At 71.8% G+C, this 26469-nt stretch carries 29 protein-coding genes; 14 read left to right on the top strand and 15 right to left on the bottom strand.

All coding sequences use genetic code 11. The annotated features are described in order from the left end of the window. Nucleotides 1–29: 29 nt before the first annotated feature. Both AB0M27_RS00070 and AB0M27_RS00075 read right to left on the bottom strand, forming a co-directional pair. A complete protein-coding gene (locus AB0M27_RS00070; protein WP_365716200.1) occupies nt 30–380 on the bottom strand; it encodes a MazG-like family protein in 351 nt (116 codons plus the stop codon). Between the two features lie 40 nt (nt 381–420). Next, entirely contained in the window at nt 421–966 is a 546-nt protein-coding gene (locus AB0M27_RS00075) for a DoxX family membrane protein (protein ID WP_365716202.1), read from the bottom strand. Between the two features lie 123 nt (nt 967–1089). Here AB0M27_RS00075 and AB0M27_RS00080 point away from each other — a divergent pair, with 123 nt between their 5' ends. Together AB0M27_RS00080 and AB0M27_RS00085 are read left to right on the top strand one after the other, a co-directional pair. After that, nucleotides 1090–1416, top strand: a complete 327-nt coding sequence (locus tag AB0M27_RS00080; RefSeq protein WP_365716204.1) for a nuclear transport factor 2 family protein — start codon at nt 1090–1092, stop codon at nt 1414–1416. Between the two features lie 53 nt (nt 1417–1469). Next, on the top strand, nt 1470–2453 hold the full coding sequence (locus tag AB0M27_RS00085; protein ID WP_365716206.1) for an aldo/keto reductase: 984 nt from the start codon (nt 1470–1472) through the stop codon (nt 2451–2453). 21 nt (nt 2454–2474) lie between these two features. Here the strand turns inward: AB0M27_RS00085 and AB0M27_RS00090 are convergent, their stop codons facing one another. Together AB0M27_RS00090 and AB0M27_RS00095 are read right to left on the bottom strand one after the other, a co-directional pair. Further along, nucleotides 2475–3260, bottom strand: a complete 786-nt coding sequence (locus AB0M27_RS00090) for an ABC transporter ATP-binding protein (RefSeq protein WP_365716208.1) — start codon at nt 3258–3260, stop codon at nt 2475–2477. Nucleotides 3261–3359: 99 nt separating this feature from the next. Then, nucleotides 3360–4814 (bottom strand): ABC transporter permease, encoded by a 1455-nt coding sequence (locus tag AB0M27_RS00095; protein ID WP_365716210.1) that lies wholly within the window; start codon nt 4812–4814, stop codon nt 3360–3362. 200 nt (nt 4815–5014) lie between these two features. On the opposite strand from AB0M27_RS00095, the gene AB0M27_RS00100 reads away from it, so the two are divergent. After that, entirely contained in the window at nt 5015–6241 is a 1227-nt protein-coding gene (locus tag AB0M27_RS00100) for a serine hydrolase (protein ID WP_365716213.1), read from the top strand. Between the two features lie 219 nt (nt 6242–6460). Here AB0M27_RS00100 and AB0M27_RS00105 read toward each other — a convergent pair whose 3' ends face one another. Further along, nucleotides 6461–7219: an SDR family oxidoreductase gene (locus tag AB0M27_RS00105; RefSeq protein ID WP_365716215.1), complete on the bottom strand. Its 759-nt coding sequence runs from the start codon at nt 7217–7219 to the stop codon at nt 6461–6463. A gap of 97 nt (nt 7220–7316) precedes the next feature. Next, the gene (locus AB0M27_RS00110) at nt 7317–8342 is read right to left on the bottom strand and encodes a Gfo/Idh/MocA family oxidoreductase (RefSeq protein ID WP_365716217.1); all 1026 of its coding nucleotides are present in this window, start codon (nt 8340–8342) and stop codon (nt 7317–7319) included. Nucleotides 8343–8463: 121 nt separating this feature from the next. On the opposite strand from AB0M27_RS00110, the gene AB0M27_RS00115 reads away from it, so the two are divergent. From AB0M27_RS00115 to AB0M27_RS00135, 5 genes are all read left to right on the top strand, one after another. Further along, the gene (locus tag AB0M27_RS00115; protein ID WP_365716219.1) at nt 8464–9768 is read left to right on the top strand and encodes a multidrug effflux MFS transporter; all 1305 of its coding nucleotides are present in this window, start codon (nt 8464–8466) and stop codon (nt 9766–9768) included. After that, nucleotides 9708–10889, top strand: coding sequence for a serine hydrolase domain-containing protein (locus AB0M27_RS00120; protein ID WP_365716221.1), 1182 nt, complete (start codon nt 9708–9710; stop codon nt 10887–10889). The genes AB0M27_RS00115 and AB0M27_RS00120 overlap by 61 nt, the downstream gene beginning before the upstream one ends. Before the next feature lie 72 nt (nt 10890–10961). Beyond that, the gene (locus AB0M27_RS00125; RefSeq protein ID WP_365716223.1) at nt 10962–11969 is read left to right on the top strand and encodes a small ribosomal subunit Rsm22 family protein; all 1008 of its coding nucleotides are present in this window, start codon (nt 10962–10964) and stop codon (nt 11967–11969) included. A 26-nt stretch (nt 11970–11995) separates the two neighbouring features. After that, nucleotides 11996–12610, top strand: a complete 615-nt coding sequence (locus tag AB0M27_RS00130; RefSeq protein ID WP_365716225.1) for a TetR/AcrR family transcriptional regulator — start codon at nt 11996–11998, stop codon at nt 12608–12610. 116 nt (nt 12611–12726) lie between these two features. Then, nucleotides 12727–13449: a bifunctional DNA primase/polymerase gene (locus tag AB0M27_RS00135; protein WP_365716227.1), complete on the top strand. Its 723-nt coding sequence runs from the start codon at nt 12727–12729 to the stop codon at nt 13447–13449. Nucleotides 13450–13503: 54 nt separating this feature from the next. Here AB0M27_RS00135 and AB0M27_RS00140 read toward each other — a convergent pair whose 3' ends face one another. The 4 genes from AB0M27_RS00140 to efeO are packed head-to-tail and all read right to left on the bottom strand — an operon-like array spanning nt 13504 to nt 17721. Beyond that, nucleotides 13504–14496 (bottom strand): hypothetical protein, encoded by a 993-nt coding sequence (locus tag AB0M27_RS00140; RefSeq protein WP_365716229.1) that lies wholly within the window; start codon nt 14494–14496, stop codon nt 13504–13506. Continuing rightward, the gene (gene efeU / locus AB0M27_RS00145) at nt 14456–15328 is read right to left on the bottom strand and encodes an iron uptake transporter permease EfeU (RefSeq protein WP_365716231.1); all 873 of its coding nucleotides are present in this window, start codon (nt 15326–15328) and stop codon (nt 14456–14458) included. The genes AB0M27_RS00140 and efeU overlap by 41 nt, the downstream gene beginning before the upstream one ends. Before the next feature lie 3 nt (nt 15329–15331). Further along, nucleotides 15332–16585, bottom strand: a complete 1254-nt coding sequence (gene efeB / locus AB0M27_RS00150; RefSeq protein WP_365716233.1) for an iron uptake transporter deferrochelatase/peroxidase subunit — start codon at nt 16583–16585, stop codon at nt 15332–15334. Nucleotides 16586–16587: 2 nt separating this feature from the next. Further along, on the bottom strand, nt 16588–17721 hold the full coding sequence (gene efeO / locus AB0M27_RS00155; protein ID WP_365716235.1) for an iron uptake system protein EfeO: 1134 nt from the start codon (nt 17719–17721) through the stop codon (nt 16588–16590). Between the two features lie 278 nt (nt 17722–17999). Between efeO and AB0M27_RS00160 the strand changes: the two genes are divergently transcribed. After that, nucleotides 18000–18881, top strand: coding sequence for a hypothetical protein (locus tag AB0M27_RS00160; protein ID WP_365716237.1), 882 nt, complete (start codon nt 18000–18002; stop codon nt 18879–18881). Beyond that, nucleotides 18874–19518: a PhzF family phenazine biosynthesis protein gene (locus tag AB0M27_RS00165; RefSeq protein WP_365716239.1), complete on the top strand. Its 645-nt coding sequence runs from the start codon at nt 18874–18876 to the stop codon at nt 19516–19518. Before AB0M27_RS00160 ends, AB0M27_RS00165 begins: the two co-directional genes overlap by 8 nt. Before the next feature lie 12 nt (nt 19519–19530). On the opposite strand, the gene AB0M27_RS00170 is transcribed toward AB0M27_RS00165, so the two are convergent. Together AB0M27_RS00170 and map are read right to left on the bottom strand one after the other, a co-directional pair. Beyond that, nucleotides 19531–20178, bottom strand: a complete 648-nt coding sequence (locus AB0M27_RS00170; protein WP_365716241.1) for a biliverdin-producing heme oxygenase — start codon at nt 20176–20178, stop codon at nt 19531–19533. Nucleotides 20179–20285: 107 nt separating this feature from the next. Further along, nucleotides 20286–21143, bottom strand: coding sequence for a type I methionyl aminopeptidase (gene map, locus AB0M27_RS00175; RefSeq protein ID WP_365716243.1), 858 nt, complete (start codon nt 21141–21143; stop codon nt 20286–20288). Nucleotides 21144–21201: 58 nt separating this feature from the next. On the opposite strand from map, the gene AB0M27_RS00180 reads away from it, so the two are divergent. Continuing rightward, on the top strand, nt 21202–21435 hold the full coding sequence (locus tag AB0M27_RS00180) for a hypothetical protein (RefSeq protein ID WP_351798326.1): 234 nt from the start codon (nt 21202–21204) through the stop codon (nt 21433–21435). Here the strand turns inward: AB0M27_RS00180 and AB0M27_RS00185 are convergent, their stop codons facing one another. Together AB0M27_RS00185 and AB0M27_RS00190 are read right to left on the bottom strand one after the other, a co-directional pair. Further along, nucleotides 21436–22722 carry an MFS transporter gene (locus tag AB0M27_RS00185; RefSeq protein ID WP_365716245.1) on the bottom strand — a complete coding sequence of 429 codons (1287 nt, stop codon included), beginning with the start codon at nt 22720–22722 and terminating at the stop codon, nt 21436–21438. 105 nt (nt 22723–22827) lie between these two features. Beyond that, nucleotides 22828–23430 (bottom strand): hypothetical protein, encoded by a 603-nt coding sequence (locus AB0M27_RS00190; protein ID WP_365716247.1) that lies wholly within the window; start codon nt 23428–23430, stop codon nt 22828–22830. Between the two features lie 129 nt (nt 23431–23559). Here AB0M27_RS00190 and AB0M27_RS00195 point away from each other — a divergent pair, with 129 nt between their 5' ends. Genes AB0M27_RS00195 through AB0M27_RS00205 form a run of 3 tightly spaced genes read left to right on the top strand, consistent with a single transcriptional unit; the run spans nt 23560 to nt 25629 of the window. Next, the gene (locus tag AB0M27_RS00195; protein WP_365716249.1) at nt 23560–24633 is read left to right on the top strand and encodes a sialidase family protein; all 1074 of its coding nucleotides are present in this window, start codon (nt 23560–23562) and stop codon (nt 24631–24633) included. A gap of 35 nt (nt 24634–24668) precedes the next feature. Then, nucleotides 24669–25382, top strand: a complete 714-nt coding sequence (gene npdG / locus AB0M27_RS00200; RefSeq protein ID WP_365716251.1) for an NADPH-dependent F420 reductase — start codon at nt 24669–24671, stop codon at nt 25380–25382. A 4-nt stretch (nt 25383–25386) separates the two neighbouring features. Continuing rightward, nucleotides 25387–25629, top strand: a complete 243-nt coding sequence (locus AB0M27_RS00205; RefSeq protein ID WP_365716253.1) for a hypothetical protein — start codon at nt 25387–25389, stop codon at nt 25627–25629. On the opposite strand, the gene AB0M27_RS00210 is transcribed toward AB0M27_RS00205, so the two are convergent. Beyond that, nucleotides 25626–26396, bottom strand: a complete 771-nt coding sequence (locus AB0M27_RS00210; protein ID WP_365716255.1) for a site-2 protease family protein — start codon at nt 26394–26396, stop codon at nt 25626–25628. The genes AB0M27_RS00205 and AB0M27_RS00210 overlap by 4 nt on opposite strands. Between the last annotated feature and the right edge of the window lie 73 nt (nt 26397–26469).

Below are 26469 nucleotides of genomic sequence, written 5' to 3' on the forward strand. Positions count from 1 at the left end.
TAAGGCGTGGCAGGTGCGGGGACGGGGAATCACGCCGAGTCGCCGGGCCGAAGGGGACGTGCGGTCACTCTCGCCAGATGCCCGTCGAACACCTCCCGCGCCTGAGGCGTCAGTGTCCGGAGGGCCACCAGGGCCGTGATCGCCACATCGCACAGTTCCGCCTGGACGTCCTCCCATGTGTGGGTGACGCCCTTGCGGGGGTTCTGGCCGGTCGTGCCGATGATCGCCTCGGCTACCTCGCCGACCTCCTCCGAGAGTTTCAGGACGCGGAGCAGGACGCCTTCCTGGCCTGCGTGCTTGCGGGTGGCCTCCAGGCGGGACCAGAGCTCGTCGATGGCGGGCCAGAGGGCGGCGGTGCCGGTGGTGTCCTGATCGGTCATGCCGGGCAGCCTCCCATGCCCCGGCACCGCGCCGTACCGGCTACTCCTCGAACAACACCTCCTGCTCCCCTTCCTTCTTCGCCCGCACCCGCTGGTTCCGTGTCCCGATCACCACCGTCGTCGCCGCTGCCGTGACGCCCAGGGCCAGCGGCACCATCCAGCCGCGGTCGAAGGCGTGGCCGAGGGCGTGGTCGAGGGAGAGGCGGCCGGGGCCCGCCACCGCGAGGCCCGCTGCGGCGAGGCACAGGCTCGCCGCGTACTCGTAGCCCCCCTCCTGGACGAAGAAGCCGTTGGGCAGGTGGACCGCCGCCGCCCCGGCCATCGCTCCGGCCGCCGCCGCGCCCGCCGTCGGCGTCGCGAGGCCCAGTGCGAGGAGGGCACCGCCGCCGGTTTCCGCGAGGCCCGCCGCCGTGGCGCTGGCCCTGCCGGGCGTATAGCCGACGGACTCCATGAACTGGCCGGTGCCCTCCAGACCGTGCCCGCCGAACCAGCCGAACAGCTTCCGCGCGCCGTGCGCGGCCAGTACCCCGCCGGTCCCCAGCCGGAGCAACAGCAGACCCAGACCACGTCGGTCGAAACAGCTCACGGTGACTCCCAGGCGGAGAGACGCAGAGGCTCGTGTTTCCACCGTCGCAGGTCCGACACCCGTCGGCCCGCTGTGGACGGCGTTCGGGTGGCGGGGCCGGGATTGCGGTGTGACTCTGGCGCCATGACGATTCAGCCAGCCAAGCTCAGCGATGCGGCCGTCCGGGCCTTCGTGAACGCCGTCAACTCCCATGACCGGGAGGGCTTCATGGCGCTGCTCGCCCCCGGCGCCACCATGTCCGACGACGGCTCCGACCGTGACCTCGCCGAGTGGATCGACCGGGAGATCTTCTCCTCCCACGGCCACATGGAGGTCGACAACGAGTCCGGCGGCGGCCGTACCCTCCTCGCCCGCTACCGCAACGACACCTGGGGCGAGATGCGCACCAAGTGGACCTTCACCGTGGAGGACGACGGGCGGATCTCGCGATTCGAGACCGGGCAGGCATAAAAAGCTCCCAGGGGTTGCCTTGGCGTGCGCTCCAACTCCTACCGTCCCTGAGCATGACGACGAAGCGAACTCTGGGACGCAGTGGGATCGAAGTCAGCGCACTCGGCTTCGGCTGCTGGGCCATCGGCGGGGAGTGGCAGTCCGCCGACGGGCAGCCGCTCGGGTGGGGCAAGGTGGACGACGAGGAGTCCGTGCGGGCGGTCCACCGCGCGCTCGATCTCGGTGTCACCTTCTTCGACACCGCCGACGTCTACGGCACCGGCCACAGCGAGACCGTCCTCGGCCGCGCCCTCGGCAAGCGGCGCGACGACATCGTGCTCGCCACCAAGTGGGGCAACGTCTTCGACCCGGACACCCGCACCCTCACCGGCAGCGACGACACCCCGGAGCACGCCCGCCGCGCCCTCACCGCCTCCCTGCGCCGCCTCGGCACCGACCACATCGATCTGTACCAGTTCCACCTGTCGGATGCCGATCCGGCGCGGGGGGCCGAACTTCGCGACCTGTGCGAGGAGTTGGTCGGTGAAGGGCTCATCCGCGCCTACGCCTGGAGCACCGACGACCCCCACCGTGCCGCCGTCTTCGCCGAGGGGCCGCACTGCACGGCCGTACAGCATGCCCTCAACGTCCTCCAGGACGCGCCGCAACTCCTAGAAATGTGCGAGCGGACGGGGCTCGCGAGCATCAACCGCAGTCCGCTGGCCATGGGGTTGCTCGCCGGGAGGCGGAGCGGGTCGCTGGAGGCCGGGGACATCCGGAGCCGGCCGCCGGCCTGGATGCAGGGGTACGACGGTGACGGGTCCGGGGCCGAGGAGGACTGGCTGACCCGGATCGACGCCCTGCGGGACGTCCTCACCAGCGGCGGCCGCACCCTCGCCCAGGGCGCCCTCGCCTGGCTGTGGGCCCGCAGCCCGCGCACCGTGCCGATCCCGGGCTTCCGCTCGGTCGCGCAGGCCGAGCAGAACGCGGGGGCGATGGAGAAGGGGCCACTCACCGCCGGGCAGCTGGCCGACATCGACCAGATCCTCGGGAGGTGAGCGGCCCGCCCGCGGAGCAGGTCAGTAGCCGTGACCACCGTACGGCTGGGGCGCGTACGGCTGCTGCGCGTACCCGTCCCGCGCGTACGGCTGCCCGGGCATCCCGTGCCCCGCGGGTCCCCCGTGCCGTCCGCCCTGCTCGGTCAGTGTGATCTGCCCGGCCTTGATCGTGGCCAGGCGCGGGGCGCGGCGGGCGATGGAGGAGTCGTGGGTGACCATGACGAAGGTGAGGCCGTGCTCCCGCCACAGGCCCTCCAGCAGGGCCATGATGTCGTCGCGGGTGCCCTCGTCGAGGTTGCCGGTGGGTTCGTCGGCGAGCAGCACCTTGGGGTTCTTCACCAGTGCGCGGGCGATCGCGACGCGCTGCTGCTGGCCGCCGGACATCTCCGAGGGGACGTGGGCCAGGCGTTCGCCGAGGCCGACCGAGCGCAGGGCCTCCGCCGCCCGTTCCCGGCGCTCGGCGGGCTTCACGCCGAGCGGGACCAGGGCGGTCTCGACGTTCTCCTGGGCGGTGAGCGTCGGGATCAGGTTGAAGGCCTGGAAGATGATGCCGATCTTCTCGGCGCGCAGCCGGGTCAGCCGGGCCTCGCCGATGGTCGCCAGGTCGACGCCGTCCAGTTCCACGGTGCCGGAGGACGGGCGGTCCAGGCCGCCGATCATCTGCAGCAGGGTGGACTTGCCGCCGCCCGTCGGGCCCTGGATGACCAGCTGGTCACCGTCGGCGATGGTGAGGTCGATGCCGCGCAGCGCCTCCACCGTCTCCTTGCCCCGCGTATAGCGCTTGGTGACGCCGGTGAGTCTGTACATGGGTTCTCCACAAGGTCCGCAAGGTAGGGGGTGGGGCGCCGCCTCCCCGGGGGGAATGTCGGAGGCGGCGCCCCGGTTCGAGGGGTCTCCCGGCGCGCGTTACGAGACGCTGCGCAGGGCGTCCGCCGGGCGCATCCGGGACGCGCGCCAGCCCCCCATGGCACCGGCGATCAGACCGCCGGCGACCGCGAGGCCGACGGCGAGCGCGATGGTCGTCACGGACACGGGCGCGGAGAGCGCGATCTCCACGGTGTTCTTCGCCTGCTGTCCGGGACCGCCACCGCCGGGGCCGCCGCCCGGACTGCCGCCCATCCCGCCGCCGCCCGTGCTGCCGAGCTGCGCGGTGAGCTTCGGGCTGATCGCGGTGACGGTGCAGGCCGCCGCGAGGCCGAGGGCGATGCCGAGGCCGCCGCCGATCAGGCCGTTGACGACGGACTCGCCGACCACCTGCCGGGTCACCCTGCGGCTCGGCCAGCCGAGCGCCTTCAGCGTGCCGAACTCGCGCACGCGCCGGGAGACGGCCGACGAGGTGAGCAGCGCGGCGACCAGGAACGCGGCGGCGAGCACGGCGATGGACAGCCACTTGCCGACGGTGGTCGCCAGGTCGGAGGCGGTGGACAGCGAGCCGGAGACCGTGGAGGCGAGGTCGGAGGAGGTGGTGACCGTCGTACCGGAGATGTTGCTCTGGATGGTCTTCTTCACGGTCGCGATCTGCTTCGAGTCGGTCGCCTTGACGTAGATCGTGGTGACCTTGTTCTTGGCGTCACCGAGCGACTGGGCCTGCTTCAGCGGCAGGTAGACGTCGGTGGAGGACTCGCCGCTGTCCGGGGTGGCGATGCCGATGACGGTGTACTTGGTGCCGGAGATCTTGAAGGCCGAGCCGACCTTGTACTTCTTCTCCTTGGCGTACGACTTGCTCACCACCGCGACCTTCGCGTCGGTCTGCGCCGAGGTGAAGGTCTTCCCGGAGGTGATCTTCATCGTGGCCAGCGGGCCGAGGGCCTGGTTGGCGACGTCGACGCCGGCGACCGAGTAGCTGTTGACGTTGAAGTTGGCGCCACCGCCCTGCACCTGCGGCTGGGCGCCGCCACTGCCACCGGGGCCGCCCTGCTGCCCGCCGCTGCCGGACGACTGGGCCTTGCCCTGGGTGAAGGAGCCGTCGACCTTGGTGACGTTCAGGGACAGGGCGCCGACCGCCGAGGCCACGCCCTTCTGCGCGGCGACCTGCTGGACCAGCGAGGACTTCAGGGCCTGACCACCCTGCGTCATCACCCGGTCCGAGCTCTGGCTGGCCTTGCTGCTCGACTTCGCGTCGAACTGGAACCTCGGGCCCTGTGAGCTGCCCGCCTTCGGCGCCGACTGGGCCTTGGTGACGGTCATGTCGGTGCCGAGGCCGTAGAGCGATTTCAGGACCTCGTCCTGCGCCTGCGTCATGCCGGCCGACACCGAGTTGACGGTGATGACCAGCGCGATACCGAGCGCCAGACCCATCGCGATGACCAGAGCGGCCTTCTTGCGGCGGCTCAGCTCGCGCTTGAGATAGATGCCAAACATCCCGTTCCTCGAAGGTTCTTGGCGCCCTCTGTGGGCGCGGCCACAAGCTAGGGAGGAACCTTTGAGCCGCCCTTGGTAAAGGATGTGTAAGGCCTGAGAAGACCGGCTAACTCATCGGATTTTCATAACGTGGCAAATTCCACGGCGGTGGAGGGCCCGCGGTGCGGAACCCGCTGCTGGGCGCGGTGTACCGTCCCCGGGTGCGCGAATGTTCCCGGCTCAGCCGGCGTGCCGTCCTCGGACTGACGGCCGCCGCCCTTCCCCTGTCCGCGACCACTCAGGCCTCCGCCGCGACCGTGATAGGCGGTGAGCAACTGGCCCGTACCGGCGTCCAGGTGCGCGGCGCCTCCGGACTGCCCGCGAAGCTCACCGCCCGCTCCTGGCTGATCGCCGACTGCGCGAGCGGCGAGGTGCTCGCCTCGTTCAACGCGCACCGGCGGCTCCCGCCCGCGTCCACGCTGAAGATGCTGTTCGCGGACACCGTGCTGAAGAAGTTCGACCGCACCCAGCGGTACACCGTCAAGGACTCCGATGTCGACGACGTACCGTTCGGCTCCAGCCTGGTCGGCATCAAGCCCGGCATCACCTACACCGTCGAGCAGTTGTGGCAGGGCGTGTTCCTGCGCTCCGGCAACGACGCCGTGCACGTGCTCGCCCACATGAACGGCGGTATCGCCAGGACCGTCGCCGAGATGCAGGCCAAGGCCGAGGACCTGCAGGCCCTGGACACCCATGTGGTCAGCCCCGACGGCTTCGACCACCCGGGCCAGATCTCCTCGGCGTACGACCTCACGCTGTTCGCCCGCCACGGCCTGAAGGACGCCGACTTCCGCGGCTACTGCGGCACGCGGACCGCCGACTTCCCGGCGGGCGGCAAGAAGACCTTCCAGATCCAGAACACCGACCGCCTGCTGACCGGGGCGTGGGGACTGAAGACGTACGACGGCCTGATCGGCGTCAAGAACGGCTACACCAGCCACGCCGGCAACACCTTCACCGGCGCGGCCACCCGGGGCGGACGCACCCTGCTCGTCACCGTGATGCACCCGGCCACCGGCAGCAACGCCGTCTACGAGCAGACCGCCGCGCTGCTCGACTGGGGCTTCGGACGCGGACGTTCGGCGCGGGCCGTGGGCACACTGGTCGATCCGCTCAGCGAGGGCGGGGCGAAGGCGAGTCCGTCACCGGCGGACGGGAAGGCGGCGCAGACGGCGGTCGGCGCGTCGGACTCGGGCTCCGGCGGCCCGTCCACCGGCCGGCTGGTGAAGGGCGCGGGAGGTACGGCGCTGCTGCTGGCGGCGGCGGGGGCACTGGTGGTCAAGCGGCGGCGCAGGGCGGTCGCGGCGGCCGCGACGGCCGAGGAGGCGTCCTCGAAGCCCGAGGGGGCTGCGGGGACCACGGAGCCCGGCGGCCGGCACCGGCGCTGAACAGTGCGGCGGCCGTTCCACCGACCGGCGTGTACCTCGCGTCCCGTCGCGAGGGCCACCCCCAACTCCGGCCCGGTGGAACGGCCGTCGCCTCCCCCTCGGTGTTGGCCGTGGAATCCACTTGCTCCAACTGTGAAGCTCTCGTGAAGGAAAGTTGAGCATATAGGCCCGACAGGCCGCAATACCGCGGATGTTCGAATTCCGTTTGTGGTAGGGGGATCAACCCCGCCCGATGTACGGCATCGCCGTCGCCAGCACCGTCGCGAACTGCACGTTCGCCTCCAGTGGCAGCTCGGCCATGTGCCGCACGGTCCGCGCCACGTCGGCCACGTCCATCACCGGCTCCGGGACCGTCTCGCCGTTCGCCTGCAGCGCGCCGGTCTGCATCCGGGCCGTCATGTCGGTCGCCGCGTTGCCGATGTCGATCTGCCCGACGGCGATGCGGTACGGCCGCCCGTCCAGGGACAGCGACTTGGTGAGACCGGTCAGGGCGTGCTTGGTCGCGGTGTAGGCGACCGAGAGCGGTCGGGGCGTGTGGGCCGAGATGGAGCCGTTGTTGATGATCCGGCCGCCCTGCGGATCCTGCTCCTTCATCCGCCGGTACGCCGCCTGGGCGCACAGGAACGCCCCGTTGAGGTTGGTGTCCACCACGTGGCGCCAGGCGTCGTACGGCAGCTCCTCGACCGGCACCCCGCCTGGCTCGAAGGTCCCCGCGTTGTTGAACAGCAGGTCCACCCGGCCGAACCGGTCCACCGTCGCCGCGAACAGCGCGTCCACGTCCTCGGGCCGGGACACGTCGGTGCGTACGGCGACGGAGGCGCCCTCCGGCGCCAGCGCCGCCGTCTGCGCCAGCGCCTCGGTGCGCCGGCCGGCCAGCGCCACCGACCAGCCGGCCCGCAACAGCTCCACGGCGACGGCCCGCCCGATGCCGGAGCCGGCGCCGGTCACCACCGCGATCTTCGAATGCCTGTCAGTCATGGCACCGCAGCGTAGGCGGCGAGTCCGCCATGCGGAATGCCATGTCCGCCATACGGTTACCCGAGGGCGACGGTCACCGCCACCCCGGGATACCGGTTCACACCGTCATCGCGACCGCGTCTCCCGGATACCGCACCCCGATCCGCTCCCGCACCGCGTCCAGCGTCCGCATCACCGCCAGCGAACCCTCCAGCGGCACCAGCGGCGACTCCTTCTCGCCCGCGCGCAGCGCCCGCATGACCTCGGTCGCCTCGTGCCGCAGGGTGCTGCGCGACCCGTCGGCCGGGTCGGCGGCGAACTCCTCCGGATCACGGCCCTCGCGGTGCAGCACGAACCGCTCCGGGTGGAAGAAGCCGGACGGCACGTCGATCCGGCCCCGCGAACCGGTCACCGAGGCCGTGCCGCCCGTACCGCCGACGATCGAGCAGTGCAGCGCGGCCATCGCCCCGCTCTCCCAGGACAGCACCGCGCCCGTCTGGAGGTCGACGCCCTCCGGTGACAGCAGCGCGCTCCCCGCGACCGCGTCCGGCTCGCCCATGAGCAGCTGCGCGAACGACACCGGGTACACGCCGAGGTCCAGCAGCGCCCCGCCGCCCAGCGCCGGATCCCGCAGCCGGTGCGCCGGCGGGAAGGGACCGGCAAGGCCGAAGTCGGCCTGCACCGTGCGGACTTCGCCGATCGCCCCGTCGTCCACCAGCGCCTTCAGCCGCCGGATCAGCGGGTTGCAGTACATCCACATCGCCTCCATCAGGAAGCGGTCGTGCTCCCGCGCCAGTGCGACGAGTTCCTCCGTCTCGCGCAGGTTCAGCGTGAACGGTTTCTCGCACAGCACGTTCCGCCCCGCCTCCAGGCACTGCCCGGCCGCCGCGCGGTGCGCCGAGTGCGGAGTGGCGACGTACACGACATCGATGTCCGGGTCCGCCGCCAGCGACTCCCAGTCGCCGTACGCCCGCGCCGCCCCGAACCGCTCCGCGAACGCCTCCGCCGAATCCCGGCGCCGCGAGGCCACCGCAGCGATCTCCGCGTCCGGCAGATCCACCAGGTCCGCCGCGAACGCCGCCGCGATCCCGCCCGTCGCCAGGATCCCCCAGCGCACCTTCCGCTCCACCATCGCCCCACCCATCGGTCCTGTGTGCCCCGGCAGTGTGTACGAGCTGAGAGCATAGGTGCCGGTCGTCTGCGGCAGGCGGCCGATTCCAAGGGGATTTTCAGCAGGCGGCCGTTTCACCAAGGGGAGGGGACAGATGCCCGAGCACGCGGCGGCACCTACACCGGACACCCACCACTCGTCCACCCCGGCCCGGACATCCGCCGCCGGCCGCCGCACCGGCCTGCTCGTCACGCTGGTCCTCGGCGGCCTCACCGCGACACCCCCGCTCGCGATGGACATGTACCTCCCGTCCCTGCCGGAGGTCACCCAGTCCCTGCACGCGCCCGCCGCCACCGTCCAGCTCACCCTCACCGCCTGCCTGCTGGGCATGGCCCTCGGGCAGCTGGTCGTCGGCCCGATGAGCGACCGCTGGGGCCGCCGCCGTCCTCTGCTCGCTGGCCTCGCCGTCTACCTCCTCGCCACCGCCCTGTGCGCCCTCGCGCCGAACGTCGAGACACTGGTCGCCTTCCGGCTGGCCCAGGGCCTCGCGGGCGCGGCCGGCATCGTCATCGCGCGTGCCGTCGTACGCGACCTGTACGACGGCGTCGCCATGGCCCGCTTCTTCTCCACCCTGATGCTGATCTCCGGGGTCGCGCCGATCGTGGCGCCCCTGATCGGCGGGCAGATCCTGCGGGTGACGGACTGGCGGGGCGTCTTCGTCGTCCTGACGGTCGTCGGCGTGCTGCTGGCCGCGCTCGTCTGGCTGCGGCTGCCCGAGACCCTGCCGCCGGCGGAACGGCACGACGGGGGAGTCGGGGCGGCCCTGCGCGCGATGCGCGGTCTGCTCGCCGACCTGCCCTTCACCGGCTACATGCTGGCCGGCGGCTTCGCCTTCGCCGCGCTGTTCGCGTACATATCCGCCTCCCCGTTCGTCATCCAGGAGATCTACGGCGCCTCCCCGCAGACCTTCAGCCTGCTGTTCGGCCTCAACTCGGTCGGGCTGGTGGCCGCCGGGCAGGTCAACGGCAAGCTGCTGGTCGGCCGGGTCGCCCTGGAGAAGGTGCTGGCCTGCGGTCTCGCGGTGATCGTGCTCGCCGCGACCGCCCTGCTGCTGATGTCCACCGGCGCCCTCGGCGAGGTCGGTCTGCCGCCGATCGCCGCCGCGCTCTTCGTCCTGATGTCCGCCATGGGCATCACCCTCCCCAACGCCCAGTCCCTCGCCCTGCTGCGTACCCGGCACGCCGCCGGCTCCGCCTCCGCCCTGCTCGGCACCTCCTCCTTCCTCGTCGGAGCGGTCGCCTCACCGCTCGTCGGCGTGGCCGGAGAGCACACCGCCGTACCCATGGCGGTGGTCCAACTGGCGGGAGCACTGGTCGCGGCGGCCTGCTTCATGGGAATGTGCCGTCCCTGGAACACACGTGGGAACGCACGTGCGGGGTCGGAGGGAGACGACAACTGAGCGCACCGAGACTGCGCGCCGACACACCGGAACGGGCCGGGCTCGACCCCGTGGAACTCGAGCACCTGGTCGGCGAGGTGCCCGCCCTCACCGCCGGAGACCGCCCCTGGGCGGCCGGCGCCGTCGTACTGGCCGGCCGCGGGCCCGTGATCGCCGTGGCCGAGGCAGCGGGCTGGGCCGTCCGCTACTCCGGCTACGACCGCGAGACCGACAACGGTGTCGAACTGCCGCCCGCCGCCCGGGTCCCGGCCACCATCAACACGCCCTTCGACCTGGCCTCCCTCACCAAGCTGTTCACCTCCGTCGCCGCCGTGCAGCAGATCGAGCGCGGCACCCTCGGCATGGACGCCCGGGTGGGCGACTACCTGCCCGACTTCCACGCCGCCGCCGCGCACGGCATCACCGTGCGGCAGCTGCTCACCCACACCTCCGGGCTGCGCCCCGAGCTGCCGCTGTACGACTGCCCCGACGACGCCTCCCGCCTGGCCCTGCTGCGCGCCGAGGCCCCCACCGGCGAGCCCGGCCGGTACCTCTACTCCGACCTGAACATGCTTCTCCTCCAGTCCGTGCTGGAGCGCATCACCGGCCGGACCCTCGACGTCCTCGTCCGGGACGGCATCACCCGGCCGCTCGGCATGACGGCGACCCGCTTCGGGCCCTGCCCCGGCGCGGCCGCCACCGAGGACCAGCGGCGGCCCTGGGCCAAGGCGCACCGGGGGATGCTGCGGGGCGTGGTCCACGACGAGAACGCCTGGGCGCTCGGCGGGGTCGCCGGCCACGCGGGCCTGTTCTCCACCGCCCGCGATCTGGCCGTCTTCTGCCGCGCCCTGCTCGCCGGCGGCTCCTACGGCCCCGGCCGCATCCTCGGCCCCGACTTCGTCGAGCTCCTGCTCACCCCGCCGGGGCTGGGCTTCGCCGTCGACCAGCCATGGTTCATGGGCGAACTCGCGGGCCGCGGGGCGGCGGGCCACACGGGCTTCACTGGCACGTCGCTCGTCCTCGACCCGAGGACGGACACGTTCCTGATCCTGCTGGCCAACACGGTGCATCCGCGGCGCAGGCCGGCGGACAGCAGGCCGAGAGCGCGACTGGCGACACGCCTGGCGAGGGCGGTGATCTGACCCGCGGCTCCCAGCCGGCCGAGCCGGACCCCAGCAGGGCCGACCCGGACGCCGGCGCCATAGAATCTCCGGGTGAACGCCCCCGTACCACCGGCCGAAGCCCTCCGCCGAAGCCTCGCCGACCTGCTCGACGGACTCCCGCCCACCCAGGCCGCAGGCGCCGTCGACAGGCTCATCGCCAACTACCGGGGCGACACCCCCACGCACGCCCCGATCCTCCGCGACCGCGCCGACGTGGCCGCCTACGCCGCCTACCGCATGCCGGCCACCTTCGAAGCGGTCCACTCGGCGCTGGAGGCCTTCGCAGCGACCGTCCGCGCCTGGACGCCCGGCAGCCATGTCGACGTCGGCGGCGGCACCGGCGCCGCGACCTGGGCCGTCACCGCGACCTGGGCCGGCGAGCGCAGCGTCACCGTGCTGGACTGGGCCGAGCCCGCACTGGCCCTCGGCCGGGAGATCGCCGCCGCCAACCCGGCCCTGCGTGGCGCCCGCTGGCAGCGCGCCCGGATCGGCGCCGACCTCACCCTGGACGACACCGATCTCGTCACGGTGTCGTACGTCCTCAACGAGCTCTCCGAGCCCGACCGCGCCGCCCTCGTCGACGCCGCCGCGGCCGCCGCCCGGGCCGTGGTGATCGTGGAGGCCGGCACCCCGGCCGGCTACGCCCGCGTCATCGAGGCCCGCGACCGCCTGATCCGCGCCGGGCTGCACATCGTCGCCCCCTGCCCGCACAGCGCCGCCTGCCCCATAGAGCCCGGCACGGACTGGTGCCACTTCTCCGCCCGGGTGAGCCGCTCCTCCCTGCACCGCCGGGTCAAGGGCGGCACCCTGCCGTACGAGGACGAGAAGTTCTCCTACGTCGCCGCCACCCGACTGCCCGCCGCGCCGGCCCCCTCGCGGGTGATCCGGCGCCCGCAGATCCGCAAGGGCCTGGTGCTCCTGGACCTGTGCGAGACCGACGAGCGGCTGGCCCGTACGACGGTCACCAAACGCCACGGCTCCCTGTACAAGGCGGCCCGGGACGCCGAGTGGGGTGACCCGTGGCCGCCGGAGGGTTCCCCGGAGGAGCCGTCCGCGTAGCCGGCGCGGCTTGTTAGCGTCGGGCCATGGTCAAGCAGCCCGCCCCCGACGCCACCCGTCGCAGCGAGAAGTCCCGCAGAGCGATCTACGCCGCCGCCCTCGCCCTCATCGGCGAGGTCGGCTACCCGAAGACCACCGTCGAGGGGATGGCCGCGCGGGCCGGCGTCGGCAAGCAGACGATCTACCGCTGGTGGTCCTCCAAGGCGGACGTCCTGCTGGAGGCGTTCCTCGACCTCGGCGAGCAGACGGCCCGGGCGGCGGGGCAGGAGCCGTACACCATCCCGGACACCGGGGATCTCGCCGCCGACCTCAAGGCGGTGCTGCGGGCCACGGTGGACGAGCTCCTCGACCCACGCTTCGAGGTGCCGGCGCGGGCGCTGGCCGCGGAGGGGCTTCTCAACGAGCAGGTCGGGCGGGAGTTCGTCGAGAGGCTGCTCGAACCCCAGCTTCAGCTGTATGTCGACCGGTTGCGCACCGCACAGGACAGTGGGGCGGTACGGGCCGATGTCGATCCCCGTATCGCCCTGGAACTGTTCGTTTCGCCACTTGCGCAGAGGTGGCTGCAAAGGACCGGGCCCATTTCGTACGACTACACGGACACCCTGGTCGAGTACGCACTGCACGGAATCGCACCGCATTGATCTGCCCGCGCGCCCACCTGTCCCGGTCGGCTTCCTGCCCTCGGCAGCCACCCCGAAGCGCACGAAGATGGGACGATAAGGCACACTGTCCGCACACCAGCGAGGCGAGGGGATAGATGAGCGCGACGTTCGGCGGCCGGTCCGGCCGGCAGGGCAAACTCTCCCAGTGGCTGCTTGGACGCCGCCCGAAGGAGGCCGCCGACGACGGGGGCCGTGAGACCCTGCTGCTGGCCGCCGCCGCGGCGGGCCTGCCGCTCGCCCCCGCCGCGCACCCCGCCCCCGGCTACCGCTGTTCCTGCGACCGCGTCGGCTGTCCCACCCCGGCCCGGCACCCGGTGTCGTTCGCCTGGCAGACGCAGTCCACCACCGACCGCGCGCAGATCGAACGCTGGGCCCGGCACCAGCCGCAGGCCAACTTCATCACCGCGACCGGCATGGTGCACGACGTGCTCGACGTCCCCCTGGAAGCCGGCCGGGAGGCCCTTGAGCGGCTGCTCGGCTCCGGTGTCGAGGTCGGGCCCGTCGCCGAGAGCGACGACGGCCGCATGCTGTTCTTCACCCTCACCCGTGGCACCCCCGAGGATGAGGACGAGTGGTGGCCGTGCGAGCTGGACTGCCACCCCGAGACCATGGACGAGCACCCGGGGCTGCGCTGGCATTGCCGGGGGTCGTACGTGCTGGTGCCGCCCGCCCGGCTGCCCGGTGACGACCAGCGGGTGCGGTGGGTGCGGGGGCCGGAGCACGCGCTGCCGGATCCCCTGAGCCTGCTGGAGGTGCTCACCGACGCGTGCTCGCGGTACGCGGGCGCCGAGGGTACGGGCTGGCCTCTTCGGCACTGAGCACTTCGCGAGCGCCAGGGCGCTTCAGGGGCCGCGCAGCCAACAGGGCGCGGATTACTCGCCCTGCGCCGCGGTCAGACCCGGCACCCGCCCCAGCACCGCCACCTTGCCGCTCCCCGCCGGGTCGAGCGCGACCTCTCCCGACATGAACTCCAGCGTCAGGGACTGCTTCACCTCGCCCTTGGTCAGTGCCTGGACGTCCTTGCCCTGAGGGGGCACCGTCGTGCCGGTGGCGGCGGTCTGCTTCTCGTAGTGGTGGGTGGTGAAGAACACCAGCGCACCGCCGTCCGCCGTGCGCAGCGCCAGCGGCGCGTAGCCGCCGTTCGTCAGCGGACCGTCGATGAACTGGGTGACCAGGCCCGGCTTACGGGCCCGCTTGGTCCGGGCGGCGCGTTCGACGCTGGTGTACCTGCCGTCGGCGAAGGTCTGGCCGCCCTTCTTCAGGTACGTCACGTACTCCTGGCTCAGCTTCTCGGGCGCGACGGCGAGTTGCCGGGAGCCGGCCGGTACCGCCTCGGCCCAGCCGTCCTTGTCCGTCTTGAACTCCGGTACGGCGCCGGGCGCCACGAGCGTGACATACGCCACCCGCCACCGCTCGCCGAGGTCGCCCCGGGTGAACACCATCAGCCAGCGTGCCGTGCCGGTCTTGTTGCCCTGGGCGTCGGCGACGAACCAGCGCGGCCAGCCGGCCTTCTCGGGGATCGTGATCTTCACGTCCGACAGCTTCAGCGGCACGTGGTCCGGGTTGCCGGACGGGCTGTTGGCGTGCCCGGCCTTCAGCCGCGCGGCGGTGATGTCGCCGAACGGGCCGGTGAGGTAGGGCGCGTCCAGGGAGCTGTTGTAGGCCTTGTCGGCCTTGTTGTACGCGGTCGTGAACGCGGTGAGCGCCTTGGCGGCCTCGGCGCGGGTGGCGGCGGGGAGCACCTCGCGCTCCCCGTGCACCACCACACATCCGCTCGCCGTCAACGACAAAGCGGTCAGCGCGGCCGCTATGAGTGCGTTCCGGTCACGCCTGCGGAGTCTGCGCGGGCTGCGATCCCTGCTCATCGGATCCCTTCACCTTCCCCTTTCCGGAGGCGAACCCTACCGGGGCGAGGAAGATCGCGAGCGTCGGGATCAGGTACAGCAGCCACACCGTGATCTGGAGGACGGTCGGGTCGGGCTGGAAGTTGAACACGCCCTTCAGCAGCGTGCCGTACCAGCTGTCCGGCGGGATGGTGCCGCTGATGTCGAAGGCCAGGTGCGTCAGTCCGGGCAGCCAGCCCGCCTCCTGCAGGTCGTGGAAGCCGTACGCCAGCACGCCCGCCGCGACCACGACCAGCATGCCGCCGGTCCAGGTGAAGAACTTGGCCAGGTTGATCCTCAGGGCGCCCCGGTAGAACAGCCAGCCGAGGAGGACGGCGGTGGCGAGGCCCAACGCCACCCCGATCAGGGGGCGCGGGGTTCCGTCGGAAGCGGCGTGCACGGACGCCCACACGAACAGCGCGGTCTCCAGGCCCTCCCGGCCGACGGCGAGGAAGGCGGTGGCGACCAGTGCGCCGGTGCCCATGGCGAGGGCCGCGTCCAGCTTGCCGTGCAGCTCCGACTTCAGGTGCCGGGCGGTTCGCCGCATCCAGAACACCATCCACGTCACCAGGCCCACGGCGACGATCGACAGCGAGCCGCCGAGCGCCTCCGACGCCTGGAACGTCAGTTCCTGCGAGCCGAATTCCAGCACGCAGCCGAAGCCCATCGCGATGGCGATCGCGATGCCGATGCCGATCCAGATCGGCTTCAGCGCGTCCCGGCGGCCGGTCTTGACCAGGTAGGCGATCAGGATGCAGACGACGAGCGACGCCTCGAGCCCCTCGCGCAGGCCGATCAGGTAGTTGGAGAACACGGGCTAGGCCTCCTTGGAGAACAGCGAGCGGCCCCACCAGTCGTCCGCGTCCCGGACGCCGGGCGGTATCGCGAAGACCGCCGAACCCACGTGCTGGATGTACTCGTTGAGCGCGTCGTGCGCGGACAGCTTGCGCTGCAGCGGGATGAAGCCCTGACGCACGTCCCGCAGGTAGGCCAGGAAGAACAGCCCGGCGTCGAGCCGGCCGAGGCCGTCGGTGCCGTCGGTGAAGGAGTAGCCCCGGCGCAGGATGGTGATCCCGTTGTTCGAGTCCGGGTGCGCGAGGCGCACATGCGCGTCGGGCTTCATCGCCTTCAGGAACGGCGCGTCGTGCTCCTTGGCCTTGCCGACCGGTGCGCCCTCGCGCTTGTCCCGCCCGAAGACGTCCTCCTGCTCCTGGAGCGAAGTCCGGTCCCAGGTCTCGATGTTCATGCGGACGCGACGGGCGACGAGGTACGACCCACCGGTCATCCAGTCCTGGTCGTCGCCGTCGCCGACCCACACGAACCTCTTCAGCCGGTCGGTCTCGGTGCCCGCGATGTTGCGGGTGCCGTCCTTGAACCCGAAGAGGTTGCGCGGGGTCTGCGCGTCCGGGGTGGTCGAGGAGGTCTTGCCGAAGCCCAGCTGGGACCAGCGCACGGCGACCTTGCCGAAGCCGATGCGGGCGAGGTTGCGGACGGCGTGCACGGCGACCTGAGGGTCGTCGGCGCAGGCCTGGATGCACAGGTCGCCGCCGGTGCGGGCCTTCTCCAGGTTGTCGCCGGGGAACTTGGGCAGGTCGACCAGGGCCTCCGGCCGGCGGTCCTTGAGCCCGAACCTGTCGAAGAGCGACGGCCCGAAGCCGATGGTCAGCGTCAGCCGGGACGGCTTGAGCCCCATCGCCTCACCGGTGTCGTCCGGCGGGGCCTCGGCGAGACCGTCGAAGGCGCCCTCGCCGACCGGCTTTCCGGCGGTCATCCGCCGGGCCGCCGCCGTCCAGTCCTTCAGCATCCGGACGAACTCTTCGCGGTCGTCGGTCTTCACGTCGAACGCGGCGAAATGCAGCCGGTCCTGCACCGGGGTGGCGATGCCGGCCTGGTGGGCGCCGTGGAACTCCACCGCGCCGCCCGTCTCGGCGGCCGCCGGGTCCATGTCGTCGCCGGTCCTGGCCATCGCCACGGCCCCGCCGGCCGCGGCGGCGCCGAGCGCGAGCCCGGCACCGCCCCAGCCGATCAGCGCGCGGCGCGACGGGCTGCTGCCGTCGGTGTGCTCGGTCATGGCTACTTCACCACCGCGGCGGCGAGCTTGGACAGCGGCTCGGCGAGCGCGTTCACCGCGTCCGACAGCTCCTTGCGCTGTTCCTTGGTGACCTTGTCGTAGGAGACGAAGTCGTACGACGTCTTGTCCGAGCGGTACGTGTCGAGCAGCGCGTTCAGCGCGGTGAACTGCTTGTCCAGTTCCTTGGTCAGCGCCGGGTCGTTCTTGGCCGCGACGGGCTCGAGCAGCTCGTACGCCTTCTGGGCGCCCTCGACGTTGCCCTTGAAGTCGACCAGGTCGGTGTGGGCGTAGCGGTCCTCCTCGCCGGTGACCTTGCCGGTGGCGACCTCGTCCAGCAGCTCCTTGGCGCCGTTGGCCATGGAGGTCGGGGTGATCTCGGCCTTGCCGACCCGCTCCTGCCAGTCCTTCAGGTCGGTCACCAGCTGATCGGCGAGCGCCTTCTCCCCGGCGCCGATCTTCTTGTCCCGCCAGAGGGCCTTCTCCAGCCGGTGCCAGCCGGTCCACTTCTGGCCGTCCTCCAGGCCGTCCTCGCGGACGTCGACCTTCGGGTCGATGTCACCGAAGGACTCGGCGACCGGCTCGGTGCGCTCCCAGCCGAGGCGGGAGAGGCCGTAGGCCTTCTTCGCGGCGCCCAGGTCGCCGGCCTTGACCGCCTTGGCGAAGGCCTCGACCTTCGGCAGCGTCTCGTCGGCCTGGTCCTGGGCGTACATGCGGTACTGGGCAACGGCCGTGTCCAGCTTGGGGTCCCGCTTCGCCGTCGTACCGCCACCGGTCACGGTGAGCTTCTGGCGGACGCCGTGGCCCTTCATGCCCGGGCGGCAGGCGATCTCGTACGACCCGGCCTTCACCTCGGCGGTCAGCGTGTACTTGGTGCCCGGCCCGATGTTCTCCTTCTCGGAGACGATGCGGTCGTCCGGGAACAGGATCTCGACCTCGGTGGCCTTGGAACCCTTGTTCTCTATCTTCAGCGTGACCTGGCCGGCCGGGACCGACTTCGCCGAGGTGTCGCACTTCGCGTCGGCCGCGGTGACCTGGACGGCGTCGCCGTCCTTGGCATCGCTCTTCGCGGTGCAGGCCGTAAGGGCGGCCAGAGCGGCCACCGTGGTGGCGGTGACGGTCAGTCGGACGGCTCGCATGCGGGCTCCTGGCGGATCTCGTTTGGTGAGGCTGCCCTAACTTACCTGAGCCTTACCTCACTCATACCCTTCGGGGTCGTGATTCAGGTCTCAAAGGCGCGGACGGCCCGGGGCTGTGTGCGAAACGCGTTCGATGGCCCGGAAATGCACACTTCGAGTTGCAGGAGCTGCGGGTGAGAGTGAGGCGTGAGGTACGAGGTCACCGACCGGCAGATCCGCGTGCGTGATCCATCTCGGGTGCGTGCGCTGACCGAGTCGGCAGTGGCAGGGTGACCGGCATGGGGAAGGCGCGCAGGGAACTGGTGGCGGACGAGGCCGTTGTGCTGGGTGCGGGGGACCGGCCGGGCCCGCCCCCTTTGAGGTTCGAGGTGGCCGACGGCGGCCGGATGGCGCTGCGGCAGGGCGAGCGAATCCTGCTGCTAGGCCGCGTGGAGGCGTGGAACCAGGGGGTGTATCTGCAGCGGTACGAGGGCTACCGCCCACCCCTGCCGCCGGTTCGCTCAGCGGCGATGCAAGGGGCCGTCAACTGGGTGCACACGTATGCGCGGTGGCTGGACGAGGCGAGGGAAGGCCCCCTGCACGACTCGCGCTGGCACCTGCGGGCGCGCAACCAGTTTCCGCCGTACGTCTGGCACGCGGAGGATTTCATCCGGCACTGGCCTACCTGCCATCTCGACTGGTCCGGCAAGGGCTGGCACGGTGTCGTACCCCTGCGCCCGCTCTCGCCGCCGGACGCCGGGCGGGTGAAGGCCTACCGCAAGCACGCCCGTGACGGCACTCTGGCGCCGGTTCTGCTCTGGTGGGTCACCGCACTCGACGGCTGGTTGCTCCTGGACGGTCACGACCGGGCCGTCGCGGCGCTCGCGGAGGGGCGGGCCCCGCCCTGCGTGGTGCTGACCCGTCTGCCGGAAGACGAGGACTGGCGCCGGACGGCCGACGAGGTGACCGAGGGGCACCGGAAGCGGCTGGACCGGCCGGCCGCCCGGCCCGCCGCCTCCGGCGTCGAAGGGCAGCAAGAGACCATGCTGCGGACATACGCCGACACGCTGGCCGGTCTGCCCTACCGGGAGGCACGCACCCGATCCTGGCCCCTCCCCGGCGGCGCCCCCGCCTGGGACGTGCTCGCGGCTGCCGCGATGTTTGAATTCCCCCGTGACTGACTACGACGTACTCCGCGTCTTCTGCGGACCGAACGGCGGCTACGGCAACGAACTCGGTGTCGTCCGAGACGGCTCGGTGCTGCCCGAGCGGAGCGACCGGCAGGAACTGGCGGCCAAACTCGGCTTCAGCGAGACCGTGTTCGTGGACGACCCCGAGCGCGGCGTGATCGACATCTACACGCCCACCCTGCGGCTGCCCTTCGCCGGTCACCCCTGCGTCGGCACCGCCTGGCTGCTCGACGTGCCCGAACTGGTCACGCCCGCCGGAGTGGTCGGGGCCCGCCTGGACGGCGAGTTCAGCTGGATCGAGGCGCGTGCGGAGTGGGCGCCGCCGCGCACCCTGCGCCAGTACGGCACGGCGGCCGAGGTCGACGCCCTCGACGTGCCCCCGCCTGGCGAGTGGGTCTACGCCTGGGCCTGGGAGGACGAGGCGGCCGGCCGGATCCGCTCCCGTGCCTTCCCCGGCCGGAACGACGGCATCGACGAGGACGAGGCCACCGGCGCCGCCGCCCTCCTCCTCACCGACCGGCTGGGACGCGCCCTGAACATCACCCAGGGCAGGGGCTCCCAGATCCTGACCGCGCCCCAGCCGGAGGGGTGGGTGGAGGTCGGGGGCCGGGTGTTCCTGGAGCGCTGACCGCCCCGAACGCTAGGCGCTCAGCGGGAACTCGTCCCCGAGCGCCCGGAACACCGCGGTGTTCAGGGCGAAAGCCCGCTCGCACTCCACGACGACCCGCTGCTTCTCCAGGTCGTCCGCCCGTATCCCGTCGAGCAGTTGCCGGTAACTCCGCTTGAACGCGGCCGGGTTGGAGACGCTCTCGAAGACGTAGAAGCGGACGCCGTCGCCCTTCCTCGTGAAACCCCAGGTCTTCTCCGCCCGGTCGCGGATGATCTGGCCGCCGGACAGGTCGCCGAGGTAGCGGGTGTAGTGGTGGGCGACATAGCCGCCGGGCCAGCGCGCGGCGCACTCGCGGACCCGGGCCGCGTACTCCTGCGTGGCGGGCAGCGCGCTCAGGCCCGCCCGCCACGCCGGTCCCCGCAGATGCGCCAGGTCCCGCTCCAGCGCGGCCAGCCGGAACAGCTCGGGCCGGACGAACGGCCCCGCCACCGGGTCCGCCGCCAGCCGTCCGGCGCCGCTCTCCAGCGCCTCGTACACGAACCACAGCTGCTCGGTGTAGCGCGCATAGGCGGCCACTCCCAGCCGGCCGCCGAGCAGGTCGCTCATGAACGACGAGGTCTCCGCCGCCACGTGCGCCTGGTGGGACGCGGTGCGGATGAGGGTCGAGAAGGTGTCCATGAGGCCGTCCCCGCATCTTGCCGACATCGTGTCGGTAAAAGGTTACAAGAGAAAGCCCGCCCTCGCAGAGGGCGGGCCGTGCGGTCATGGCCGAAGCGAGCGCAGCGCTACGGCAGGGTCAGGATGTCCGCGCCGGTCTCCGTCACCACCAGCGTGTGCTCGAACTGGGCCGTCCGCAGGCGGTCCTTCGTCACGACCGTCCAGCCGTCGTCCCACATGTCGTACTCGTGGGTGCCCAGCGTCAGCATCGGCTCGATCGTGAAGGTCATGCCCGGCTGCATGACCGTCGTCGCGTGCGGGCTGTCGTAGTGCGGGATGATCAGGCCCGAGTGGAAGGAGGAGTTGATGCCGTGGCCGGTGAAGTCGCGGACGACTCCGTAGCCGAACCGCTTGGCGTAGGACTCGATGACCCGGCCGATGACATTGATCTGCCGGCCCGGCCTGACCGCCTTGATCGCGCGGTTCAGGGCCTCCCGGGTCCGCTCCACCAGCAGCCGGGACTCCTCGTCCACCTCCCCGACCAGGTAGGTGGCGTTGTTGTCGCCGTGCACCCCGCCGATGTACGCCGTCACGTCCAGGTTGACGATGTCGCCGTCCCTCAGGACCGTCGAGTCCGGGATGCCGTGGCAGATGACCTCGTTGACGGAGGTGCACAGGGACTTCGGGAAGCCACGGTAGCCGAGCGTGGAGGGGTAGGCGCCGTGGTCGCACATGTACTCGTGGGCGACCTTGTCCAGCCGGTCCGTGGTGACCCCCGGCGCGATGATCTTCGCGGCCTCCTCCATCGCCTGCGCGGCGATACGGCCGGCGATCCGCATCGCCTCGATGATCTCCGGGCTCTGCACTTCCGGACCGGTGTACGGCGCCGGCGCGGGCTTGCCGACGTACTCGGGGCGGCGGATGTTTCCGGGGACCGAACGGGTGGGGGACAGCTCCCCAGGTACGAGCAGCGACTGGCCAGACATGACAGCGAGTCTATCCAGCCGACATGGGGGAACATGTCGTTGGCGAGAGGAGCTGTTCATGGCCCTGTTCAAGAAGCGCACCGTCGGCAAGCCCGGCGAGTGGTACTACTGCCTGGAGCACAAGAAGGTCGAGGAGGGCCCGGAGTGCCCGGGCAAGGACCGCTTCGGGCCGTACGCCTCCCCGGAGGAGGCCCGGCACGCGATGGAGACCGCCGCCGAGCGCAACCTCCAGTGGGAGAACGACCCGCGCTGGCACGACGCGCCGGCCGGCGGGAGCACCGACGAGGAGTGATCACACCTCCGTGGGTACGGCGGCGCCGCGGTGCTCGCGCATCCGTACCGCGTGCTCGTTGGTGCGGGCGTCGTACGTCATGAGTCCTGGCAGGCACAGCGCGAGCAGGCCCATGGCGCCCGCGCACGCCAGCCCGCCGGAGACGACGGAGGTCCGTACGCCCGCCCAGGCGGCCATGCCGCCCGCCCGGACCTGGCCGAGCTGCGGGCCGACCGAGTAGGACAGCAGCTCGATCCCGGCGAGCCGGCCGCGCAGCTCGTCCGGGATCGTCTGGTTCCACATGGCGGCCCGGAAGATCCCGCTGACCATGTCGAAGCCACCGCCGACGGTCAGGAAGACGAGGACCAGCCACACGTTCCCGCAGATACCGGCCGCCGCGACCGCGAGGCCCCAGCCCGTGGCCGACAGCACCACCAGCAGGCCGTGCCGGTGGATCCGGGAGGCCCAGCCGCTGGTCAGGCTCACCAGCATCGCCCCGGCGGGGACGGTGGCGTACATCAGGCCCAGCGCCCAGTCGGCGTGCAGCTCGTCGGCGAGGAACGGCAGCACCGCGAGCGGCATGGCCAGGAACATCGCCGCGAGGTCGACGACGTAGGTGCCGAGGAGTTCCTTACGGCTCCAGGCGTAGCGGGCGCCTTCCAGGATGGCGTGCAGCGAGGGCTTCGACGCCTCGTGGGAGGCGGGGGAGGGGGCGATCCGCACGATGTACGCCAGCGAGACGGCGAAGGTCAGCAGGTCGGCGGCGTACGCCCAGCCGAGGCCCGCGTAGGCGACGACCACGCCGGCCAGGGCCGGGCCCGCGACTCCGCCGAGGGTCCAGCGCAGGGAGTTCAGGGAGGCCGCGGCGGGCATGTCGGCGTGGGCGACGATCCGGGGCCACAGGGAGTCGAGCGCCGGGCGCTGGACGGAGACCAGGGCGGAGGAGAGGGCGGCGACGGCGTACAGCGGCCAGATCGCCGGGTGCGGGAGCAGGGCGTTGAGCAGCAGGACGGCACTCAGCACGCCCTGCCCGGCCTCCGTCCACACGATGAGCTTGCGCTTGTCGAGCGCGTCGGCGAGGGCGCCGCCGTACAGACCGCACACGATCAGCGGCAGCAGCTCTACGGCGCCGATCGCGCCCACCGCCGCCGCGGATCCGGTGAGGTCCTTCAGCTGCACCGGGAGCGCGACGAAGGTGAGGAAGCTGCCGAAGTTGCTGATCAGCCCCGACTTCCAGAGCCGGCGAAAGTCCGCGGAGGCTTTCCAGGGGTCGAGGTCGGGGAGAAGAGCACGGGCCACCCGAGGCATGCTCGCCCGCCGACGGTACCGGAGCAACCGATTTTCTCCGCCGCCCACCCACCCGACCCAGCTGGAGGGCACCCGGAAAACCTTGGGCGGGCGGGTGGGCAAAGGTCACCAGGCGGCAGGTGGCGGGGCCGTCAGGATCTCCGCCAGCCTCGACAGACGGTCCCGGAAACCCCGCCGGACCCTCGGAGAGACATCGCCGCCGTTCTCGCCCGCCGCCGCGCTGACCAGGTGCTGGACGGTGTCCAGGTCCAGTTCCGCCGCCTCCGGTACGGGCAGCGTGTCGTGGGCCAGTGCGGCAAGGTCGCCGCCGTCCGCGCCGAGGGCCAGCACCGTCACCCCGGCCCGGCGGGCGTCGTGCACGCGCTCCAGCAGGGGCGCGGGCTCCTCGGGCGCCACGACCAGGAGGGTCTCACCGCGCCGCGCCGCCTCGATGCGGCCCGGCCCCACGGCCAGGTGGGGCGGGTCGGAGGGGCGCGCGTGATGCCGTACCAGGGTCGGCGCCAGCTCGGGCGTGCCGGACCACGCGGCCTCGTCCACCAGATGCGCCGCCAGATGCCACGGCTCGTACTCCGGTGTGCCCACCAGCAGCAGCCCGCCCCCGTGCGCCACCACCGACCCGCGTAGCACTCCCGCGAATCTCCGGGTGGCCCCCAGCCACTCGGTCCCGGCGAGCACTTCCCGCAGCAGCGCGACCCGTACGGCGTCCATGCGCCCGCATCCTGCCGCAACCGGTCACTCGTGACGCGGAGTTCACCCGGAATTCGCCCGCCCCGGGGACATTCACCGGTCACCGTGCGAACAGGTCCCCGTTCCCCTCCCTTCCCGAGGAGCCGTCCGATGACCGAGGTCACCGTCCCCTTCCGCGCCGGACACGAGGGCTACGCCAGCTTCCGGATCCCGGCCGTCGTCGCCACCCGAGCGGGCACACTGCTCGCCTTCTGCGAGGGCCGTGTCACCTCCGCCGCCGACCACGGGCGCATCGACATCGTGCTCAAGCGGTCCACGGACGGCGGCCGCACCTGGGGGCCGCTCAAGGTCGCCGCGAGAAACGGGAAAGACCTCGCCGGAAACCCCGCCCCCGTCGTGCTCGACACCGGCCGCGTCCTGCTCGTGCACATCCGGGCCGCCGCCGGCGCCACCGAGGCCGCCATCCTGCGCGGTCAGGTCCCGGACGCCGACGGGCGGCGGGTGTGGGTGCAGCACAGCGACGACGAGGGGGCGACCTGGTCCGCGCCCCGGGAGATCACCGCGCAGGTGAAGAAGCGCGGCTGGCGCTGGTACGCCACCACCCCCGGCCACGCCCTCCAGCTGAGCACCGGCCGCGTCCTCGTCCCCGCCAACCACACCGTGCCGCCCACCGGCACCGACACCGGCGCCGAACCCCGGTACAACAGCGGCCACTGTCTGCTCAGCGACGACCGGGGAGAGTCCTGGCACCTCGGGTACGTCGACGAGAACACCGACGGCTACATCAACGTCAACGAGACCACCGCCGCCGAACTCCCCGACGGGCGTGTCTACTTCAACACCCGCAACGACTCGCCCTCGCCCGGCAACCGCGCCGACGCCCACTCCACGGACGGCGGGAAGACCCTCGTCAAGCCGTTCCGGCCGCAGGCCGGGCTGACCGCACCCGTCTGCGAGGCCTCCGTCCTGCAGCTCCGCGACCCGGACCTGCTCCTCTGCTCCGGCCCGGCCGACCCCGCCTTCCGCGCCCTGATGACGATCCGCGCCTCCACCGACGGCGGCACCACCTGGCGCACGGCGTTCACCGTCGACGGGCTGCCCGCCGCCTATTCCGACCTGGTCCGCATCGACCGGGACACGGTGGGACTCCTCTACGAGACCGGGGACTTCAGCGCCTACGAGACCATCACCTTCCGCCGGGTGCCCGTGCGCCGCCTCACCTGAGCGTGCCGCGAGCGTCACGGACGTAGGCTCGCCCCATGACCACTACCGACAGTGCACAGACCCCTGCCAAGGCCCCCGCCAAGGACCCCTGGGACCTGCCCGACGTCTCCGGATACGTCGTCGGCGTGCTCGGCGGCACCGGACCGCAGGGCAAGGGCCTCGCCTACCGGCTCGCCAGGGCCGGCCAGAAGGTGATCATCGGCTCCCGGTCCGCGGACCGCGCCCGGGCCGCCGCCCAGGAGTGCGGCCATGGTGTCGAGGGCGCCGCCAACGCCGAGGCCGCGCGGCGCAGCGACATCGTGATCGTCGCCGTGCCGTGGGACGGCCACGGCGACACGCTGAAGGCCCTGCGCGACGAACTGGCCGGCAAGCTCGTCGTGGACTGCGTCAACCCGCTCGGCTTCGACAAGAAGGGCGCCTACGCGATCAGGCCCGAGGAGGGCAGCGCCGCCGAGCAGGCCGCCGCCCTGCTGCCGGACTCCCGGGTCGCCGCCGCCTTCCACCACCTGTCGGCCGTCCTGCTCCAGGACCCGGAGATCGAGCAGATCGACACCGATGTGATGGTGCTGGGCGAGGAGCGGGCCGATGTCGAGATCGTGCAGGCCCTGGCCGGGCGCATCCCCGGCATGCGCGGCATCTTCGCCGGGCGGCTGCGAGGCGCCCACCAGGTCGAGTCGCTGGTCGCGAACCTGATCTCCGTCAACCGCCGCTACAAGGCACACGCCGGGCTCCGCATCACCGACGTCTGAGCGGATGGGGGACACTGTTCGGCGTAGCAGTGTCCCCCGCAAGGAGCCGACCCCCATGCCCTTTTCGCCCCCACCCACCCAGACCCGGCGACTCGCCCTCTACACCCTCGTCGTCTGCGTGCTCGCCGTGGCCGCCGCCGTCGTCTCCTTCGTCCAGGGCAGCTGGCTGGGGATCGTCTGGGTGCTGCTGGCGGGCCTGACGTCCAACATGACCTGGTACTACATCAAGCGCGGCCGGGCGGCCTAGGCCCAGAAGCGGTAGAGGCTCCAGCCGTACGAGGTGTCCTGGTCGCTGACTCCCAGTCCGCGCAGGATCGCGTCGATCAGGCCGAAGAACGCGCTGTTGATCGACGGCACCCACAGCAGCGCGAACGCGAACAGCAGGCCGAACGGCGCGAACGGCTCCACCTGGCGCTTCACCTTGTACGACAGCCACGGCTCGATCACGCCGTAGCCGTCCAGGCCGGGCACCGGCAGGAAGTTCAGGATCGCCGCCGTCACCTGCAGCAGGGCCAGGAAGGCGAGCGCGAACCGGAAGTCGCTCGGTATGCCGTCCAGCGCGTGCAGCCAGAAGGGGGCCGTGCACACCGCCGCGAACAGTACGTTCGTCAGCGGGCCCGCCGCCGAGATCAGGCTGTGCCGCCAGCGGCCCCGGATCCGGCCGCGCTCGATGAACACCGCGCCGCCCGGCAGACCGATCCCGCCCATGATCACGAAGATGACGGGGAGCACGATGCTCAGCAGCGCGTGCGTGTACTTCAGCGGGTTCAGGGTGAGGTAGCCCTTCGCGCCGACCGTGATGTCGCCGCTGTGCAGGGCCGTGCGCGCGTGCGCGTACTCGTGCAGGCACAGGGAGACGATCCAGGCCGCCGTCACGAACAGGAACACCGCGACGCCCGGCCGTGCCGCAAACCCCGTCCAGGTGGCCCAGCCCGTCACCGCCGTCACGGCCAGGATCCCGACGAACACGGGACTGACCCGGTGGTCGCCGCGGCGGGTGGAGGCGATGGTCATCGGCGGGCTCCTGTGCGGTGGGGACGGTGCGGAGTGCGACCGTACCGGCCGCGCCCTCGCGGGGGAAACGTCT

It is taken from the genome of Streptomyces sp. NPDC052107 (genome assembly GCF_040680215.1).
In the GTDB taxonomy this organism is placed as follows: Bacteria; Actinomycetota; Actinomycetes; order Streptomycetales; family Streptomycetaceae; genus Streptomyces.

Bases quoted from the DNA above. Each gene is read 5' to 3' on its own strand.
- AB0M27_RS00170 (WP_365716241.1), bottom strand. From the start codon at position 20,178: ATGGACACCTTCTCGACCCTCATCCGCACCGCGTCCCACCAGGCGCAC.
- AB0M27_RS00080 (WP_365716204.1), top strand. From the start codon at position 1,090: ATGACGATTCAGCCAGCCAAGCTCAGCGATGCGGCCGTCCGGGCCTTC.
- AB0M27_RS00105 (WP_365716215.1), bottom strand. From the start codon at position 7,219: ATGACTGACAGGCATTCGAAGATCGCGGTGGTGACCGGCGCCGGCTCC.
- AB0M27_RS00185 (WP_365716245.1), bottom strand. From the start codon at position 22,722: ATGCCTCGGGTGGCCCGTGCTCTTCTCCCCGACCTCGACCCCTGGAAA.
- AB0M27_RS00090 (WP_365716208.1), bottom strand. From the start codon at position 3,260: ATGTACAGACTCACCGGCGTCACCAAGCGCTATACGCGGGGCAAGGAG.
- AB0M27_RS00070 (WP_365716200.1), bottom strand. From the start codon at position 380: ATGACCGATCAGGACACCACCGGCACCGCCGCCCTCTGGCCCGCCATC.
- AB0M27_RS00210 (WP_365716255.1), bottom strand. From the start codon at position 26,396: ATGACCATCGCCTCCACCCGCCGCGGCGACCACCGGGTCAGTCCCGTG.
- AB0M27_RS00190 (WP_365716247.1), bottom strand. From the start codon at position 23,430: ATGGACGCCGTACGGGTCGCGCTGCTGCGGGAAGTGCTCGCCGGGACC.
- AB0M27_RS00110 (WP_365716217.1), bottom strand. From the start codon at position 8,342: ATGGGTGGGGCGATGGTGGAGCGGAAGGTGCGCTGGGGGATCCTGGCG.
- AB0M27_RS00135 (WP_365716227.1), top strand. From the start codon at position 12,727: ATGAGCGCGACGTTCGGCGGCCGGTCCGGCCGGCAGGGCAAACTCTCC.
- npdG (WP_365716251.1), top strand. From the start codon at position 24,669: ATGACCACTACCGACAGTGCACAGACCCCTGCCAAGGCCCCCGCCAAG.
- AB0M27_RS00095 (WP_365716210.1), bottom strand. From the start codon at position 4,814: ATGTTTGGCATCTATCTCAAGCGCGAGCTGAGCCGCCGCAAGAAGGCC.
- AB0M27_RS00140 (WP_365716229.1), bottom strand. From the start codon at position 14,496: ATGAGCAGGGATCGCAGCCCGCGCAGACTCCGCAGGCGTGACCGGAAC.
- AB0M27_RS00115 (WP_365716219.1), top strand. From the start codon at position 8,464: ATGCCCGAGCACGCGGCGGCACCTACACCGGACACCCACCACTCGTCC.
- AB0M27_RS00195 (WP_365716249.1), top strand. From the start codon at position 23,560: ATGACCGAGGTCACCGTCCCCTTCCGCGCCGGACACGAGGGCTACGCC.
- map (WP_365716243.1), bottom strand. From the start codon at position 21,143: ATGTCTGGCCAGTCGCTGCTCGTACCTGGGGAGCTGTCCCCCACCCGT.
- AB0M27_RS00160 (WP_365716237.1), top strand. From the start codon at position 18,000: ATGGGGAAGGCGCGCAGGGAACTGGTGGCGGACGAGGCCGTTGTGCTG.
- efeO (WP_365716235.1), bottom strand. From the start codon at position 17,721: ATGCGAGCCGTCCGACTGACCGTCACCGCCACCACGGTGGCCGCTCTG.
- AB0M27_RS00130 (WP_365716225.1), top strand. From the start codon at position 11,996: ATGGTCAAGCAGCCCGCCCCCGACGCCACCCGTCGCAGCGAGAAGTCC.
- AB0M27_RS00180 (WP_351798326.1), top strand. From the start codon at position 21,202: ATGGCCCTGTTCAAGAAGCGCACCGTCGGCAAGCCCGGCGAGTGGTAC.
- AB0M27_RS00205 (WP_365716253.1), top strand. From the start codon at position 25,387: ATGGGGGACACTGTTCGGCGTAGCAGTGTCCCCCGCAAGGAGCCGACC.
- AB0M27_RS00085 (WP_365716206.1), top strand. From the start codon at position 1,470: ATGACGACGAAGCGAACTCTGGGACGCAGTGGGATCGAAGTCAGCGCA.
- efeB (WP_365716233.1), bottom strand. From the start codon at position 16,585: ATGACCGAGCACACCGACGGCAGCAGCCCGTCGCGCCGCGCGCTGATC.